General features: G+C 61.2%; 16 protein-coding genes. 13 read left to right on the top strand and 3 right to left on the bottom strand.

What is annotated here, in order from left to right:
- Nucleotides 1–30: 30 nt before the first annotated feature.
- Nucleotides 31–1071, bottom strand: a complete 1041-nt coding sequence (locus BFQ03_RS06335) for a threonine aldolase family protein (RefSeq protein ID WP_032858640.1) — start codon at nt 1069–1071, stop codon at nt 31–33.
- A 90-nt stretch (nt 1072–1161) separates the two neighbouring features.
- Here BFQ03_RS06335 and BFQ03_RS06330 point away from each other — a divergent pair, with 90 nt between their 5' ends.
- From BFQ03_RS06330 to fdhA, 8 genes are all read left to right on the top strand, one after another.
- A complete protein-coding gene (locus BFQ03_RS06330; protein ID WP_032858638.1) occupies nt 1162–1890 on the top strand; it encodes a TraX family protein in 729 nt (242 codons plus the stop codon).
- Nucleotides 1891–2149: 259 nt separating this feature from the next.
- On the top strand, nt 2150–3403 hold the full coding sequence (locus BFQ03_RS06325) for a serine hydroxymethyltransferase (protein ID WP_029296971.1): 1254 nt from the start codon (nt 2150–2152) through the stop codon (nt 3401–3403).
- 22 nt (nt 3404–3425) lie between these two features.
- Complete coding sequence (locus tag BFQ03_RS06320) at nt 3426–4676, top strand: sarcosine oxidase subunit beta (protein ID WP_032858636.1); 1251 nt, start codon at nt 3426–3428, stop codon at nt 4674–4676.
- 15 nt (nt 4677–4691) lie between these two features.
- Nucleotides 4692–4994, top strand: coding sequence for a sarcosine oxidase subunit delta (locus BFQ03_RS06315; RefSeq protein ID WP_010207083.1), 303 nt, complete (start codon nt 4692–4694; stop codon nt 4992–4994).
- On the top strand, nt 4991–8008 hold the full coding sequence (locus BFQ03_RS06310; protein ID WP_065942701.1) for a sarcosine oxidase subunit alpha: 3018 nt from the start codon (nt 4991–4993) through the stop codon (nt 8006–8008). The genes BFQ03_RS06315 and BFQ03_RS06310 overlap by 4 nt, the downstream gene beginning before the upstream one ends.
- A gap of 123 nt (nt 8009–8131) precedes the next feature.
- A complete protein-coding gene (soxG, locus tag BFQ03_RS06305) occupies nt 8132–8764 on the top strand; it encodes a sarcosine oxidase subunit gamma (protein WP_065942700.1) in 633 nt (210 codons plus the stop codon).
- Nucleotides 8765–8906: 142 nt separating this feature from the next.
- Complete coding sequence (purU, locus tag BFQ03_RS06300) at nt 8907–9764, top strand: formyltetrahydrofolate deformylase (protein ID WP_029296961.1); 858 nt, start codon at nt 8907–8909, stop codon at nt 9762–9764.
- Nucleotides 9765–9953: 189 nt separating this feature from the next.
- A complete protein-coding gene (fdhA, locus tag BFQ03_RS06295; RefSeq protein ID WP_032858631.1) occupies nt 9954–11153 on the top strand; it encodes a formaldehyde dehydrogenase, glutathione-independent in 1200 nt (399 codons plus the stop codon).
- Between the two features lie 62 nt (nt 11154–11215).
- On the opposite strand, the gene BFQ03_RS06290 is transcribed toward fdhA, so the two are convergent.
- A complete protein-coding gene (locus BFQ03_RS06290) occupies nt 11216–11674 on the bottom strand; it encodes an anti-sigma factor domain-containing protein (RefSeq protein ID WP_065942699.1) in 459 nt (152 codons plus the stop codon).
- A gap of 181 nt (nt 11675–11855) precedes the next feature.
- On the opposite strand from BFQ03_RS06290, the gene BFQ03_RS06285 reads away from it, so the two are divergent.
- Nucleotides 11856–12425, top strand: a complete 570-nt coding sequence (locus tag BFQ03_RS06285) for a DUF2780 domain-containing protein (protein WP_032858628.1) — start codon at nt 11856–11858, stop codon at nt 12423–12425.
- Between the two features lie 141 nt (nt 12426–12566).
- Nucleotides 12567–12812: a hypothetical protein gene (locus tag BFQ03_RS06280; protein WP_032858626.1), complete on the top strand. Its 246-nt coding sequence runs from the start codon at nt 12567–12569 to the stop codon at nt 12810–12812.
- Nucleotides 12813–12853: 41 nt separating this feature from the next.
- On the opposite strand, the gene BFQ03_RS06275 is transcribed toward BFQ03_RS06280, so the two are convergent.
- The gene (locus BFQ03_RS06275) at nt 12854–13732 is read right to left on the bottom strand and encodes an acyltransferase (protein WP_032858624.1); all 879 of its coding nucleotides are present in this window, start codon (nt 13730–13732) and stop codon (nt 12854–12856) included.
- A gap of 175 nt (nt 13733–13907) precedes the next feature.
- On the opposite strand from BFQ03_RS06275, the gene BFQ03_RS06270 reads away from it, so the two are divergent.
- The 3 genes from BFQ03_RS06270 to creC are packed head-to-tail and all read left to right on the top strand — an operon-like array spanning nt 13908 to nt 16583.
- A complete protein-coding gene (locus tag BFQ03_RS06270; RefSeq protein WP_032858623.1) occupies nt 13908–14408 on the top strand; it encodes a retropepsin-like aspartic peptidase RloA2 in 501 nt (166 codons plus the stop codon).
- Nucleotides 14409–14466: 58 nt separating this feature from the next.
- On the top strand, nt 14467–15144 hold the full coding sequence (creB, locus tag BFQ03_RS06265) for a two-component system response regulator CreB (protein WP_065942698.1): 678 nt from the start codon (nt 14467–14469) through the stop codon (nt 15142–15144).
- Nucleotides 15144–16583 carry a two-component system sensor histidine kinase CreC gene (creC, locus tag BFQ03_RS06260; RefSeq protein WP_032858619.1) on the top strand — a complete coding sequence of 480 codons (1440 nt, stop codon included), beginning with the start codon at nt 15144–15146 and terminating at the stop codon, nt 16581–16583. Before creB ends, creC begins: the two co-directional genes overlap by 1 nt.
- Nucleotides 16584–16612: the final 29 nt, after the last annotated feature.

Here is a 16612-nt window from a genome sequence, read left to right as displayed (position 1 = left end):
TTGAGGGCGCCATCGCCGACAAGTCTGAGATCAGGCGCCCATCACTTCGCGAATATCCGCCGCGAGTTCACGTACGCGCTCTTCCTCGGTATCCCACGCACACATGAAGCGCGCGCCGCCCTTGCCGATAAAGGTGTAGAAGCGCCAGCCCTTGGCTGTCAGCGCGGCAATGGCCGGCTCTGACAGTTGCAGGAACACGCCGTTGGCCTGCACCGGGAACATCAACTCCACACCGGGAATGTCCGCCACCAGGCTGCTGAGCAACTGCGCGCAGTGGTTGGCGTGACGCGCATGCTTGAGCCAGGCATCGTTTTCCAGCAGGCCGACCCACGGCGCGGAAAGGAATCGCATCTTCGACGCCAGTTGACCGGCCTGTTTGCAGCGGTAGTCGAAGTCTTCGGCCAGCTTATGGTTGAAGAACAGGATGGCTTCGCCCACCGCCATGCCGTTCTTGGTGCCGCCAAAGCACAACACGTCCACGCCGGCTTTCCAGGTCAGGTCCGCGGGTGAGCAGCCGAGGAAGGCGCAGGCGTTGGAAAAGCGTGCGCCGTCCATGTGCAGGTTCAGCCCCAGTTCCTTGCAGGTGGCGCTGATGGCGCGGATTTCATCCGGGGTGTACACGCTGCCCACTTCGGTGGCCTGGGTCAGGGTCACGACGCGGGGCTTGGGGTAGTGGATATCCTGGCGCTTGAGCGCGATCTCGCGGATCGACTCCGGGGTCAGCTTGCCATTCTCGGTGCGGGCGGTGAGCAGCTTGGAGCCGTTGGAGAAAAACTCCGGTGCGCCACATTCGTCGGTCTCGACGTGGGCGGTTTCCGAGCAAATCACGCTATGGTAGCTCTGGCACAAGGACGACAGGGCCAGTGAGTTGGCGGCGGTGCCGTTGAAGGCGAAGAACACTTCGCAGTCGGTTTCAAACAGTTTGCGGAAACCGTCGGCGGCACGGTGGGTCCATTCATCGTCGCCATAGGCGCGTTGATGGCCCTGGTTGGCGAGTTCCATGGCGGCCCAGGCTTCCGGGCAGATACCGGAATAGTTGTCGCTGGCGAATTGTTGGCTCTTGTCGGTCATGGCCCGTTCCTGTGGTCGATGTTGGTGCGCACTTTAACCAAGAATATCCGGCGGGCGCACGCACTGTTAATGCAAAGTCTCTGGGGAATTATGCACGGTACTGAAACGATTCCTGTAGGACGCGTGCGCGATGGCGCCCTCGATCTGCTCAAATGGCTGGCCCTGCTGTGCATGGTGCTCGATCACTTGCGTTATGTCGGCTTGAACCTCGATGGCCTTTACGTACCGGGGCGCCTGGCGTTCCCGTGGTTTTGCCTGGCGATTGCGGCGAACCTGCACCGGGTCAAGGATGGACCTGCGACCTTTCAATGGCGTTACCTGGGTTGGTTGCTGCTGTTCAGTGCGATCAGCGAGGTGCCGTATCGGATGTTTATCGAGGATGCCGATACATTGAATGTGCTGCCAACCCTGGCACTGGGTTTGCTGGTTGCCCGGGGATGGCTGCAGAAGGCGCTTTTTGATCGTGGATTGGCGCTGATCGCCTTGTTATTGGCGGCGGTATTTTCGTCGAGCCTGATGTTCGGTTTTTTTGGTGTATTGCTGCCGTTGGCGATGCTGCTGGTGTTCAGTCGCCCCTGGTATTTCAGCGTGGTGCCGGGGTTGGTGTGTGTGGCTGCCAATCAGTGGCAGGTTTTGTTGGATAGCGGCAACGGTGTGGCGCTGTCGGGATTGGCGATGTGCCTGATTGCGCCATTGGCCGGATTGGTCTTGTTGCGACATGCCAAAAATGCCTCGCCTGCGGCCATGCGCCGCTGGGCCTACATCCTCTATCCCTTGCATTTTCTCCTGCTATTACTCCTCCGTCAGATCATCGCCTAACCCCCTGTAGGAACGAGCTTGCTCGCGAAAAACGTCAACGATAACGCGGTCGGCCAGATTGAACGCAGCGCCCTCAGGTTTTTCGCGAGCAAGCTCGCTCCTACAGTTTGTCGGCCTCCAGTTAGCATTTGCCCAGGCCATGTCGTAAACGCACCTTTGCGTGGCGTGCGCAGGCATTTGGTCTGTTTGCGCCGGCCCTACCATCGCATCAAAGGGCCCTGCACGGGCCTCAACAATACGAAAGGCTGGGAGAGACGCGATGTTCAGCAAACAAGACCAGATCCAGGGATATGACGACGCACTGCTGGCGGCCATGAATGCCGAGGAGCAGCGTCAGGAAGATCATATCGAGCTGATCGCGTCGGAGAACTACACCAGCAAGCGCGTAATGCAGGCCCAGGGCAGCGGCCTGACCAACAAATACGCCGAAGGCTATCCAGGCAAGCGCTACTACGGTGGCTGCGAGCATGTGGATAAAGTCGAGGCCCTGGCCATCGAGCGCGCCAAGCAGCTGTTCGGCGCCGATTATGCCAACGTGCAACCGCACTCCGGCTCGTCCGCCAACAGCGCGGTGTACCTGGCGCTGATCAATGCCGGCGACACCATCCTCGGCATGAGCCTGGCCCACGGCGGTCACCTGACCCACGGCGCCAAGGTGTCGTCCTCGGGCAAGCTGTACAACGCGGTGCAGTACGGCATCAACACCGACACCGGGCTGATCGACTACGACGAAGTCGAGCGCCTGGCCGTCGAGCACAAGCCAAAAATGGTCGTGGCCGGTTTTTCTGCCTACTCCAAGACCCTGGATTTCCCGCGCTTCCGCCAGATCGCAGACAAAGTGGGTGCGCTGCTGTTCGTCGACATGGCTCACGTCGCAGGCTTGGTTGCCGCCGGCCTGTACCCGAACCCGCTGCCTTACGCTGATGTGGTTACCACCACCACGCACAAAACCTTGCGCGGTCCACGTGGCGGTTTGATCCTGGCCAAATCCAACGAAGAGATTGAGAAAAAACTCAACTCCGCCGTGTTCCCGGGCGCACAGGGCGGCCCGCTGATGCACGTGATCGCGGGCAAGGCTGTGTGCTTCAAGGAGGCGATGGAGCCAGGCTTCAAGGCTTATCAACAGCAGGTGATCGACAACGCCCAGGCCATGGCCAGCGTGTTTATCAAGCGTGGCTACGATGTGGTGTCCGGCGGCACCGATAACCACCTGTTCCTGGTCAGCCTGATCCGCCAGGGCCTCACCGGCAAGGACGCAGACGCAGCCCTCGGTCGCGCCCACATCACCGTCAACAAGAACGCGGTGCCCAACGACCCGCAGTCGCCGTTCGTGACCTCGGGCCTGCGTATCGGTACCCCGGCGGTGACCACGCGCGGTTTCAAAGTGGCGCAGTGCGTCGAGTTGGCCGGCTGGATCTGCGACATCCTCGACAACCTCGGCGATGCCGATGTCGAGGCCAACGTGGCCAAGCACGTGTCTGCCCTGTGCGCTGATTTCCCGGTTTATCGCTGAGCGCGGTTTTGGAGTAATGACTATGCAACGCTACTCGGGCTTCGGCCTCTTCAAGCACTCCCTCAGCCATCACGAAAACTGGCAGAAGATGTGGCGCACGCCGACCCCGAAAAAGGTCTACGACGTGGTCATCGTCGGCGGCGGCGGGCATGGTCTGGCGACGGCCTACTACTTGGCCAAGGAACACGGCATCACCAATGTGGCCGTGGTCGAGAAAGGCTGGCTGGGCGGCGGTAACACCGCGCGCAACACCACCATCGTGCGGTCCAACTACCTGTGGGACGAGTCGGCCCACCTTTATGAACATGCGATGAAGTTGTGGGAAGGCCTGTCCCAGGACTTGAACTACAACGTGATGTTCTCCCAGCGCGGCGTCTACAACCTGTGCCACACCTTGCAGGACATCCGTGATTCCGAGCGTCGTGTCAGTGCCAACCGCCTCAACGGTGTGGACGGTGAGCTGCTCAACGCCAAGCAGGTCGAGGACGAAATCCCTTACCTCGACTGCTCAAAAAACACTCGATATCCGGTACTCGGCGCCACCGTGCAACGGCGCGGCGGCGTGGCCCGTCACGATGCCGTGGCCTGGGGTTTTGCCCGCGCCGCCGACGCCTTGGGCGTGGACCTGATCCAGCAGACCGAAGTCATCGGTTTCCGTAAGGAAAACGGCGTGTGCATCGGCGTGGAAACCAACAAAGGCTTTATCGGTGCCAAGCGCGTCGGTGTGGTCACGGCCGGTAACTCCGGGCATATGGCTTCGCTCGCCGGTTTTCGCCTGCCGATCGAATCCCACCCGCTGCAAGCGTTGGTGTCGGAGCCGATCAAGCCGATTATCGACAGCGTGATCATGTCCAACGCCGTACACGGTTATATCAGCCAGTCCGACAAGGGCGACCTGGTGATCGGCGCCGGTATCGACGGCTACAACGGCTACGGCCAGCGTGGTTCGTACCCGGTGATCGAACACACCATCCAGGCCATCGTCGAGATGTTCCCGGTGCTGTCGCGGGTGCGCATGAACCGCCAGTGGGGCGGCATCGTCGACACCACGCCGGACGCGTGCCCGATCATCTCCAAGACCCCGGTCCCGAACATGTTTTTCAACTGCGGTTGGGGCACTGGTGGCTTCAAGGCCACCCCCGGCTCAGGCAACGTATTTGCCGCGAGCCTGGCCAAGGGTGAAATGCACCCGTTGGCGGCACCTTTCTCCATCGACCGTTTCCACAACGGTGCGCTGATCGACGAACACGGCGCTGCGGCCGTCGCCCACTAACAGGAGAAATTCCCTATGTTGCATATCTTCTGTCCTCACTGTGGCGAACTGCGCTCCGAAGAGGAATTCCACGCCTCCGGCCAAGCGCATATCCCGCGCCCGCTGGACCCCAATGCCTGCACCGATGAAGAGTGGGGCGACTACATGTTCTTTCGCGATAACCCCCGTGGGCTGCATCACGAACTGTGGATCCATGCCGCCGGTTGCCGTCAGTACTTCAACGCCACCCGCGACACTCTGACCTACGAAATTCTTGAAACCTACAAGATCGGCGAGAAGCCGCAATTCACCGCCAAGGCCTCTGGAGAGAAGGTATGAGCCAGATCAATCGCCTGTCCAACGGTGGCCGGATCGACCGTAATAAAGCCCTGACCTTCACCTTCAACGGCCAGAGCTACAAGGGCTTTGAAGGCGATACCCTGGCCGCAGCCCTGCTGGCCAACGGTGTTGACATCATCGGCCGCAGCTTCAAGTACTCGCGCCCGCGCGGCATCTTTGCCGCCGGCGCCGAAGAGCCGAACGCGGTGCTGCAGATTGGTGCCACCGAAGCCACGCAGATTCCCAACGTACGCGCCACGCAACAGGCGCTGTATCAAGGTTTGGTCGCTACCAGCACCAACGGCTGGCCGAGCGTGAACAACGACATGATGGGCATCCTCGGCAAGGTCGGCGGCAAGCTGATGCCGCCGGGCTTCTACTACAAAACCTTCATGTACCCGCAATCGTTCTGGATGACCTACGAGAAGTACATCCGCAAGGCCGCAGGCCTGGGTCGCTCGCCGACCGAGAACGATCCGGACACCTACGACAACATGAACCATCACTGCGATGTGCTGATCGTCGGTGCTGGCCCTGCGGGTCTGGCTGCGGCATTGGCCGCTGCGCGCAGCGGCGCACGGGTGATTATCGCCGATGAACAGGAAGAGTTCGGCGGCACCTTGCTCGACTCCCGTGAAAGCCTGGACGGCAAGCCAGCGGTGGAGTGGGTCGCCAGTGTGATCGCCGAGCTGCAAGCGCTGCCGGGTGTGCTGCTGTTGCCGCGCGCCACCGTCAACGGCTACCACGACCATAATTTCCTGACCATTCATGAGCGCCTTACCGACCACCTCGGCGATCGTGCGCCGATTGGCCAGGTGCGCCAGCGCATGCACCGTGTTCGCGCCAAGCGCGTGGTGCTGGCGACCGGTGCTTGCGAGCGGCCGCTGGTGTACGGCAACAACGATGTGCCGGGCAATATGCTGGCTGGCGCGGTCTCCACCTATGTGCGTCGTTATGGCGTCGCACCGGGCAAGAAGTTGCTGCTGTCGACCAACAACGACCACGCTTACCGTGTTGCGCTGGACTGGTTCGATGCGGGCCTCTCAGTGGTCGCCGTGGCCGATGCGCGTCACAACCCACGCGGCGCGCTGGTTGAAGAGGCTCGCGCCAAAGGCATTCGCATCCTCACCGGCAGTGCGGTGATCGAGACCCGTGGCAGCAAGCATGTGACCGCTGCCCGCGTGGCGGCCATTGATGTGAAAGCCCATAAAGTCACCAGCCCCGGCGAGTGGCTGGACTGTGACCTGGTGGCCAGTTCAGGCGGCTACAGCCCGGTGGTGCACCTGGCTTCGCACCTGGGCGGCAAGCCGACCTGGCGTGAAGATATCCTCGGTTTCGTCCCCGGCGAAGCGCCGCAAAAACGTGTGTGCGTGGGGGGCATCAACGGTGTCTACGGCCTGGGTGACTCCCTGGCCGATGGTTTTGAAGGCGGCGTACGCGCGGCCAGCGAAGCCGGGTTTGCCCCGGTGGAAGGCACCTTGCCAAAAGCCCTGACGCGTCTGGAAGAGCCAACCCTGGCGCTGTTCCAGGTGCCCCACGAGAAAGCCACTGCACGGGCGCCGAAGCAATTTGTCGACCTGCAGAACGACGTCACCGCCGCCGCCATCGAACTGGCCACCCGCGAAGGCTTCGAGTCGGTGGAACACGTCAAGCGTTACACCGCACTGGGCTTCGGCACCGACCAGGGCAAGCTGGGCAACGTCAACGGCCTGGCGATTGCCGCCCGTTCGCTGAACGTGACCATCCCGCAGATGGGCACCACCATGTTCCGTCCCAACTACACGCCGGTCACCTTCGGCGCGGTCGCGGGCCGGCACTGTGGGCATATCTTCGAGCCGGTGCGCTACACCGCGCTGCAAGCCTGGCACGTGAAGAACGGCGCCGAGTTTGAAGATGTCGGCCAGTGGAAACGCCCTTGGTATTTCCCGCGCAACGGTGAAGACCTGCATGCCGCGGTCAAACGCGAATGCCTGGCCGTGCGCGACAGCGTGGGCCTGCTGGATGCGTCCACCCTCGGCAAGATCGACATCCAGGGCCCGGATGCCCGCGAGTTTCTCAACCGTATCTACAGCAACGCCTGGACCAAGCTCGACGTGGGCAAGGCACGCTACGGCCTGATGTGCAAGGAAGACGGCATGGTCTTCGACGACGGCGTGACCGCCTGCCTTGCTGACAACCACTTCCTGATGACCACCACCACTGGCGGCGCGGCGCGTGTGTTGCAGTGGCTGGAAATCTACCAGCAGACCGAATGGCCGGACCTCAAGGTGTACTTCACTTCGGTCACCGACCACTGGGCGACCATGACCCTGTCCGGTCCCAACAGCCGCAAGCTGCTGGCCGAAGTCACTGATATCGACCTGGACAAGGACGGTTTCCCGTTCATGACCTGGAAAGAAGGCTTGGTCGGCGGTGTGCCGGCGCGGGTGTTCCGCATCTCGTTCACCGGCGAGCTGTCGTATGAAGTCAACGTGCAGGCCGACTACGCCATGGGCGTGCTGGAGCAGATCGTCGAGGCCGGCAAACAGTACAACCTGACCCCGTATGGCACCGAGACCATGCACGTGCTGCGGGCCGAGAAGGGCTTCATCATCGTAGGGCAAGATACCGACGGCTCGATGACCCCGGACGACCTGAACATGGGCTGGTGCGTAGGCCGTACCAAACCGTTCTCGTGGATCGGCTGGCGTGGGATGAACCGTGAAGACTGCGTGCGCGAAGAGCGCAAGCAACTGGTGGGCTTGAAGCCGATTGATCCGAAGGTGTGGCTGCCGGAAGGCGCGCAGTTGGTGTTCGATCCCAAGCAGACGATCCCGATGAAGATGGTCGGTCACGTCACCTCAAGTTATGCCCACAACTCCCTCGGCTATTCATTTGCGATGGCGGTGGTCAAGGGCGGCTTGAAGCGTATGGGTGAGCGGGTGTTCTCGCCCCAGGCCGATGGCAGCGTGATCGAGGCCGAGATTGTGTCTTCGGTGTTTTTCGACCCTAAAGGCGAGCGGCAGAACATCTGACAGACCGAGTCGCGGCCTTCGCGAGCAAACGCGCTCCCACAGGGGAATGCATTCCAAATGTGGGAGCGGGCTTGCTCGCGAAGGCGCCAGTAGATCCACCACAGAATTCAAGAAAGGTGCTTTATGACCGCAGCCAATGTTTACCAACAACGCCCCACCACCAGGGCCAAGGCCGAGTCGTCGCTGCACCATGCCGACCTCGCCAGCCAGGTGGGCAAGGGTCGCAAGAACGCCGGCGTGACCGTGCGTGAAAAGAAACTGCTCGGTCACCTGACCATCCGTGGCGATGGCCATGACGCCGCGTTTGCCGCCGGCGTACACAAGGCCTTGGGCATCGAGTTGCCCGGCGCCCTGACGGTGATCGTCAAGGGTGAAACCAGCCTGCAATGGCTCGGCCCGGATGAGTGGCTGTTGATCGTGCCAAGCGGCGAAGAATTCACCGCCGAGCAAAGCCTGCGCACGGCCCTGGGTGAGTTGCATATCCAGGTCGTCAACGTCAGTGGCGGCCAGCAGATCCTCGAGCTCAGCGGCCCGAACGTGCGCGATGTGCTGATGAAATCCACCAGCTACGACGTGCATCCCGACAACTTCCCGGTGGGCAAGGCCGTGGGCACGGTGTTCGCCAAGTCGCAACTGGTGATTCGTCATACTGGCGAAGACACCTGGGAACTGCTGATCCGTCGCAGCTTCTCGGATTACTGGTGGTTGTGGTTGCAGGATGCGGCGGCCGAATATGGCCTGAACGTCCAAGCCTGATATGACCCTGTAGGAGCGAGCTTGCTCGCGAAAAACGTCAACGATAACGCACGCATCCTGAATGAACGCGGCGCCCTTGGATTTTTCGCGAGCAAGCTCGCTCCTACAGTAAGCCGCATCGCTGTATGAGGAGTTAACTGTAATGAGCCGCGCACCTGATACATGGATTTTGACCGCCGATTGCCCCAGCGTGCTCGGCACGGTGGACGCGGTCACCCGCTATCTGTTCGAGCAAGGCTGCTACGTCACCGAGCACCATTCGTTCGATGACCGCCTCTCGGGCCGCTTTTTTATCCGCGTGGAATTCCGCCAGCCCGATGGTTTTGACGAGCAAGGCTTCCGTGATGGCCTGGCCACGCGCGGCGAAGCCTTTGGCATGATCTTCGAGCTGACGGCACCGAACTATCGGCCCAAAGTGGTGATCATGGTCTCCAAGGCCGACCACTGCCTCAACGACCTGCTGTACCGCCAGCGTATCGGTCAACTGTCGATGGATGTGGTCGCGGTGGTCTCCAACCACCCCGACCTCAAGCCCCTGGCCGACTGGCACCAGATTCCCTACTACCATTTCCCCCTCGACCCCAACGACAAACCGTCCCAGGAGCGTCAGGTGTGGCAAGTGATTGAAGAGGCGGGCGCCGAACTGGTGATCCTTGCGCGCTACATGCAAGTGCTGTCGCCAGAGTTGTGTCGCAAGCTCGATGGCAAGGCGATCAATATCCATCACTCGTTGCTGCCGGGGTTCAAGGGCGCCAAGCCTTATCACCAGGCCTACAACAAAGGGGTGAAGCTGGTCGGCGCCACTGCGCATTACATCAATAACGACCTGGACGAGGGCCCGATCATCGCCCAGGGCGTGGAGGTGGTGGACCACAGTCATTATCCCGAGGATTTGATTGCCAAGGGGCGGGATATTGAAGGCCTGACCCTGGCGCGGGCGGTGGGGTATCACATTGAGCGGCGGGTATTCTTGAACGCCAATCGCACCGTCGTTCTTTAGATTGCTATCGCAGGCAAGCCAGCTCCCACATGGTTGACTGTGTGAACCCGATCAAATGTGGGAGCGGGCTTGCCCGCGAAGAGGCCATCAGCAACAACACAAGAAACAGCATCTGTACCCGAGCACTTAAACGCGCCGCCCACCCAAAGGGGCCGCGCAGTTCCATAAAAACAACAGCGAGGTGAAAGCATGTCTGGTAATCGTGGTGTCGTATATCTGGGCAACGGCCAGGTCGAAGTACAGAAAATCGACTATCCCAAAATGCAGGATCCCCGTGGCAGGAAGATCGAACACGGCGTCATCCTGCGCGTGGTCTCCACCAACATCTGCGGCTCCGACCAACACATGGTGCGCGGCCGTACCACCGCCCAGACCGGCCTGGTACTGGGTCACGAAATCACCGGTGAGGTGATCGAGAAAGGCAGCGACGTCGAGAACCTGAAGCTTGGCGACCTGGTATCGGTACCGTTCAACGTTGCGTGCGGGCGCTGCCGTTCCTGCAAAGAGCAACACACCGGTGTGTGCCTGACCGTCAACCCGGCCCGTGCCGGTGGTGCCTACGGTTATGTGGATATGGGGGACTGGACGGGTGGGCAAGCGGAATACGTGCTGGTGCCGTATGCCGACTTCAACCTGCTCAAGCTGCCGGATCGCGACAAGGCCATGGAGAAGATCCGCGACCTGACGTGCCTCTCCGACATCCTGCCGACCGGCTATCACGGAGCGGTCACCGCAGGCGTTGGCCCTGGCAGTACCGTCTACATTGCTGGCGCCGGCCCGGTTGGCCTGGCCGCTGCGGCCTCTGCTCGCCTGCTGGGTGCGGCGGTGGTGATCATCGGCGACGTCAACCCGATCCGCCTGGCCCATGCCAAGGCCCAGGGTTTTGAAATCGCCGACCTGTCCACTGACACTCCGCTGCACGAACAAATCGCTGCGTTGCTCGGCGAGCCGGAAGTGGACAGCGCCGTCGACTGTGTGGGCTTTGAAGCACGCGGCCACGGCCACGACGGCGTCAAGGCGGAAGCCCCGGCCACGGTGCTCAACTCACTGATGGGCGTGGTACGAGTGGCGGGCAAGATCGGCATCCCCGGCCTGTACGTCACCGAAGATCCGGGTGCGGTGGACGCTGCCGCGAAAATGGGCAGCCTGAGCATTCGCTTTGGCCTGGGTTGGGCCAAGTCCCACAGCTTCCACACCGGCCAGACCCCGGTGATGAAGTACAACCGCCAGTTGATGCAGGCGATCATGTGGGACCGTATCAACATCGCCGAAATCGTGGGCGTACAGGTGATCAGCCTGGACGACGCGCCACGCGGTTATGGCGAGTTCGATGCCGGTGTGCCGAAGAAGTTTGTGATTGACCCGCACAAGTTGTTCAGCGCGGCGTAATCACCGCCACCAATAGCCAATGTGGGAGCTGGCTCCCACATTGGTTTTGTGGTGTTTGAGCGTCAGCGGATTGCCAGCGCGCCCTGGTACACCGTCGGGCCGGTAGGCTGCTTGCTCACCGAGCCACCCTTGGTTTCCGAACTGACCATCAACTCTACCGGCTGGCTGATGGTTTCCTGTTGGCGCGGATTAAGGCCAATGATGCCTTTGCCATCCTCCGGCAACAGGCCCAGGGACACCGGTGTGCCGCCAGCGGGCAGGGCCCACAGTTCAAGGCTGCGATCCGGCTCCGGTGCGGTGGCCGCAATCGGTTGGACTTCCAGGTAATCCTTGTGCGCCATGATTTGCGCAGCCGGTTGTTGCGTAGTGCTCACCAGCGTTGCAGCGGCTTTTACGCTGTCCTGGGTGTAGAGCGCGCCGCCAATGCCGGCAACCACCACCACACAGGCGCCGATGAACAGGCGTGAGCGGGTCCAGAATGAGGGCTTGTGCTCGATCACTGGAGGTTGGGACGCAGTCATAAGGCTCTTCCTGACAAATTTTGTAGTGTCTTGATTGACCCTATGAGCGGTGATGGGTTCCTAGTGGCAATTTGATTGCGTCGGTTTTTGTCGCCTATCTGAACAAATCTGCGCGGCGGAACAACCTACGGGATGCTGAGTCCAACGGCTGCTTTAGCTCCTAATTTTAGAGGTTGTCCCCATGAAGATTTCACGCGGTTTTGCCCTGTCCTGCCTCCTGACCGTGGCTGCCAGCCCGGTATTCGCAGCAGGCTTCAGCCTGGGCGATGTGGCCAACGCCGTGTCCGGCGCGCAAGGTACCAACAAGGCCGCCGCTGCCGCACCGACTTCAGAAACCGCCGGTTTGCTGGGGGCGTTGACCAAGCAGTTGAATATCACCCCGGAGCAGGCGGTCGGTGGTACCGGCGCTATGTTGGGCCTGGCCAAGAACCAGTTGGGCGGCAGTGATTACTCGCAGTTGAGCAAGAGCGTACCGGGCCTGGACAAGCTGTCGGGCAACAATGCGTTGGGCAGCCTCGGCGCCTTGAGCGGCATGCTCGGCCAGACCGGCGGCAGCAAGACCAGCGGCCTCGATGGCCTGCTGGGTAACGTCAAAGACACCAACGACCTGAACACCGCCTTCAGCGCCCTGGGCATGGACAGCGGCATGATCGGCCAGTTTGCCCCGGTGATCCTGCAGTATCTGGGTGGCCAGGGTGCAAGCACTTCTGTACTGGGCAAGCTCGCCGGCATCTGGGGGGCGGGGAGCTGAGAAACATCTCGCTGTGAAGTTGTCCTGGGAACTGAGCGGTCGGTCTGTACCACTGATCAACACTCGCTTGGAACCCGGCTTCTTCTTATTCCTGTGAGGGAGTGCCAGGACGGGTGTCATTACCTTCATGGAGATCTTTCAATGAGTGAATCAACAATATCGCGCAACCCAGTCTCGTCATTCGTGCAACCCCAGGGCGCCAACGAAAAAATGACCAAGGAGGAGTTTGAGAAGGCCAGCGGTATGAAGTTCATGTCTTTCTCTGAAATGACAAACGGTAACAAACCTGAGTCGGGAGCGGGTAATGCCTCCGGTGGTGCGCACGCCTCGGGGAGCGTTGGCGGTATTGGTTTCAGTGCAGGAAGCAGTGCTTCGGTCGAGTTTTAAACGAGTGAGTTTGTCTGGGGGTAATCGCTGTCGGCAACGAGTTACCTGGCAAGCTCATCAATGCGCACATCCTTCTCCATCCAGAGCTGGTTGACCCAGTTCTGGACGGTCTGGCGAAACGCCGGATCGTTCTCGTAATCGCCCTGCCACAGCGCAGGATCCAGCTCGCGGGTGCGGATATCAACAATCACGCGGGGCACTGCGCCGCTGATCAAGTCCCAGAAGCCCGGGATCCTGTCTTGTGGATAAACCACCGTGACGTCGAGGATCGCGTCCAGCTGTTCGCCCATGGCCGCCAGCACAAACGCCACGCCACCGGCCTTGGGCTTGAGCAGGTGGGTGAAGGGTGAATCCTGTTGTGCCCGCTTGGCTTGGGTGAACCGCGTGCCTTCCAGGTAGTTGACCACCGTCACCGGCTGGCGCTTGAACAGCTCGCAGGCCTGTTGGGTGATCTTCAGGTCCTGGCCCGCCAGTTCCGGGTGCTTGGCCAGAAACGCCTTGCTGTAGCGTTTCATGAACGGGTAGTCCAGGGCCCACCAGGCAAGGCCCAGGAACGGTACCCAGATCAGTTCCTTTTTCAGGAAGAACTTGAAGAACGGCGTGCGCCGGTTGAGGGTCTGGATCAGCGCCGGGATATCGACCCAGGATTGGTGGTTGCTGATCACCAGGTAGGACGTGTCGCCACGCAAGCCGGTATCGCCGCGAATGTCCCATTGGGTGGGAATGCACCAGGCGAATATCAGCTTGTCGATCTCGGCCCAGGTCTCGGCGATCCACATCACTGCGGCGGAGGCGTAGTCCCGTGAACGACCGGGCGCCACCAGCTTGAGCAGGGCGAATACCAACAGGGGGCCGATCAGGATCAGCGTGTTGAGTAACAGCAGCAGTGTGACAAAACAGCCGGTGAGCAGGCGGCGCATAAGGAACTCTTGCAAGCGGGTGGACGGGCCATCATAAGCAGCTTGAGTCTAGAGGCCAAATCGCAAATCGCCTGACGAATGTTTCACTTTGTGTTGTGTATGGTAAGTAATGATCCAACTTCGGGCTGTATTTGCAGTCTAGTATTGGCCTACTTACTTCAAGGAACCCTCCGACGTGAAATCTCTCCTTGCTCTGTTAGCCCTGGCTGCCCTGCCGGTGATGGCCGCCGAGCCGACCCTGTACGGGCGCTACGAATACATCCAGTTGCCGGAGATCGGCGAAACCTTCAAGGCCAAGATGGACACCGGCGCGCTGACGGCTTCGCTGTCGGCCCGTGACATCGAGACCTTCACCCGCGATGGTGAGGATTGGGTGCGCTTCCGTCTCAGTGGCAAGGATGTGAGCAACAAGGTCTACGAACACAAAGTGGCGCGCATCAGCAAGATCAAGAACCGTGCTGACGAAGATGAAGACGGCGAAGAAACCAGCGTCGCCAAACGCCCGGTGGTGGACCTGGAAATGTGCCTGGGCAACGTCAAGCGCACCGTCGAGGTCAACCTGACCGATCGCAGCAGCTTCAACTACCCGCTGCTGATCGGTGCCAAGGCCCTGCGTGAATTCGGCGCCGCCGTGAACCCGGCCCGCCGCTATACCGCCGACAAACCCGACTGCTGATTGACGCCGCACAAGGCATGGGGCACCGTTCACCTTTAGCTCCCTGTGCTCGGACGCCATGCCTCATATCCTGATTGTCGAAGACGAAGCGGCGATAGCCGACACGCTGATTTTTGCCCTGCAGGGCGAAGGTTTCACCACCACCTGGCTGACCCTCGGCCAGGCGGCGCTGGAGCATCAACGGCAGACCCCGGCAGATATGCTGATCCTCGACATCGGCCTGCCGGACATCAGCGGCCTTGAAACCTGCAAGCAACTGCGCCGCTTCAGTGAAGTGCCGGTGATGTTCCTCAGTGCCCGCGACGGTGAGATCGATCGCGTGGTGGGCCTGGAGATCGGTGCCGATGATTATGTGGTCAAGCCCTTCAGCCCCCGGGAAGTGGCGGCGCGGGTCAAGGCGATCCTCAAGCGGGTGATGCCGGTCGTGGCGCCGCCCAGCAGCGAACTGTTCCAGGTCGATCACGAGCGGGTACAGATCCACTACCGTGGCCTGCCCTTGAACCTCACCCGTCATGAATTTCGTCTGCTCAACTGCCTGCTGGAGCAGCCCGAGCGGGTGTTCAGCCGCGAGCAACTGCTGGATGCTGTCGGTGTGGCCGCCGATGCCGGCTACGAGCGCAATATCGACAGCCATATCAAAAGCCTGCGCAGCAAGCTACGCAGTGTGGCGGCCGATGCCGAGCCGATCCAGACCCATCGCGGCCTGGGTTACAGCTACAGCCCGAGCCACGCCTGATGCGCATGGGGCTGCGGATTTTCCTGGTGTATGCGCTGTTTATCGGCCTGACCGGCTACTTTGTGCTCAACACGGTGATGAAGGAAATCCGCCCCGGCGTGCGCCAGTCCACCGAGGAAACCCTGGTGGACACCGCCAACCTGCTGGCGGAAATCCTGCGTGAGGATGTGAAGAACGGCACCCTGGGCCAAAGCCACTGGCCGACGGTGCTCAAGGCCTATGGCGAGCGCCAGCCCGGCGCGACGATCTGGGGGCTGGCGAAGAACCAGGTCAACCACCGTATCTATGTCACCGACGCCAAGGGCATTGTGCTGCTGGACTCCACCGGTGAAGCCGTGGGCCAGGACTACTCGAAATGGAACGACGTGTACCTGACCCTGCGCGGCGAATATGGCGCCCGTTCGACCCGCAGTGATGCCGATGACCCGGCCTCGTCGGTGATGCACGTCGGCGCGCCGATCCGCGATAACGGGCAGATCATCGGCGCGGTTACCGTGGCCAAGCCCAACAGTTCGCTGCAACCCTATGTCGACCGTACCGAGCGCCGTTTACTGTGGTACGGCGCGGGCCTGGTGGCGCTGGGTTTATTGCTGGGGGCGCTGTTGTCGTGGTGGCTGAGTGCTGCGCTGCGGCGCCTGACCACCTATGCCCAGGCCGTCAGCGAAGGGCGGCGCGCCGAGTTGCCGCATTATCGCGGCGGTGAGCTGGAACAGCTGTCCACGGCGGTGGAGCACATGCGTACACAACTGGAAGGCAAGGCCTACGTCGAGCGTTATGTACACACCTTGACCCATGAACTGAAAAGCCCGCTGGCGGCGATCCGTGGTGCGGCGGAGTTGTTGCAGGGTGAAATGACAGCGGTCCAGCAGCAACGGTTTGTCGGCAATATCGCCAGCGAAAGCGCGCGGTTGCAGCAGTTGATCGAGCGCCTGTTGAACCTGGCCCAGGTCGAACAACGCCAGGGTCTGGAGCAGCAATCGGCGGTGCCGTTGGCGGCGTTGGTGGATGAGGTGCTCAAGGCGCAATGTGCGCGGATCGAACAGGCCGGGTTGCAGGTCGAGCGCCTGATCGAAGCCGACGTGAAGCTGTATGGCGAGCCGTTCCTGCTGCGCCAGGCCCTGGGCAATCTGCTGGAAAACGCCCTGGATTTCACCCCGCCCGGCGGCATCCTGCGCTTCAGTGCCCAGGTGCACAATGAGGATGTGCATGTGCGCCTGTTCAACCAGGCCGAGCCAATCCCCGAGTATGCCTTGCCACGCTTGAGCGAGCGTTTCTACTCCTTGCCACGCCCGGCCAGCGGGCGCAAAAGCACCGGCCTGGGCCTGAATTTTGTCGAGGAAGTGATGAAGCTGCATGGCGGCTCATTGCAGATCGGCAATGTGCCCGGTGGTGTGCAAGTGGTGCTGCATCTCCACACAGTCTCCACATTGCCCTCATAAATCCCCCACACGCCACCACCAGACTCTCC

Origin of the sequence: Pseudomonas sp. 25 R 14, from assembly GCF_900004755.1 — a bacterium.
Classification (GTDB): Bacteria; Pseudomonadota; Gammaproteobacteria; order Pseudomonadales; family Pseudomonadaceae; genus Aquipseudomonas; species Aquipseudomonas brenneri.
Note: the sequence above shows the minus strand (reverse complement) of the source record. Positions and strands in the feature narration are given on the sequence as shown.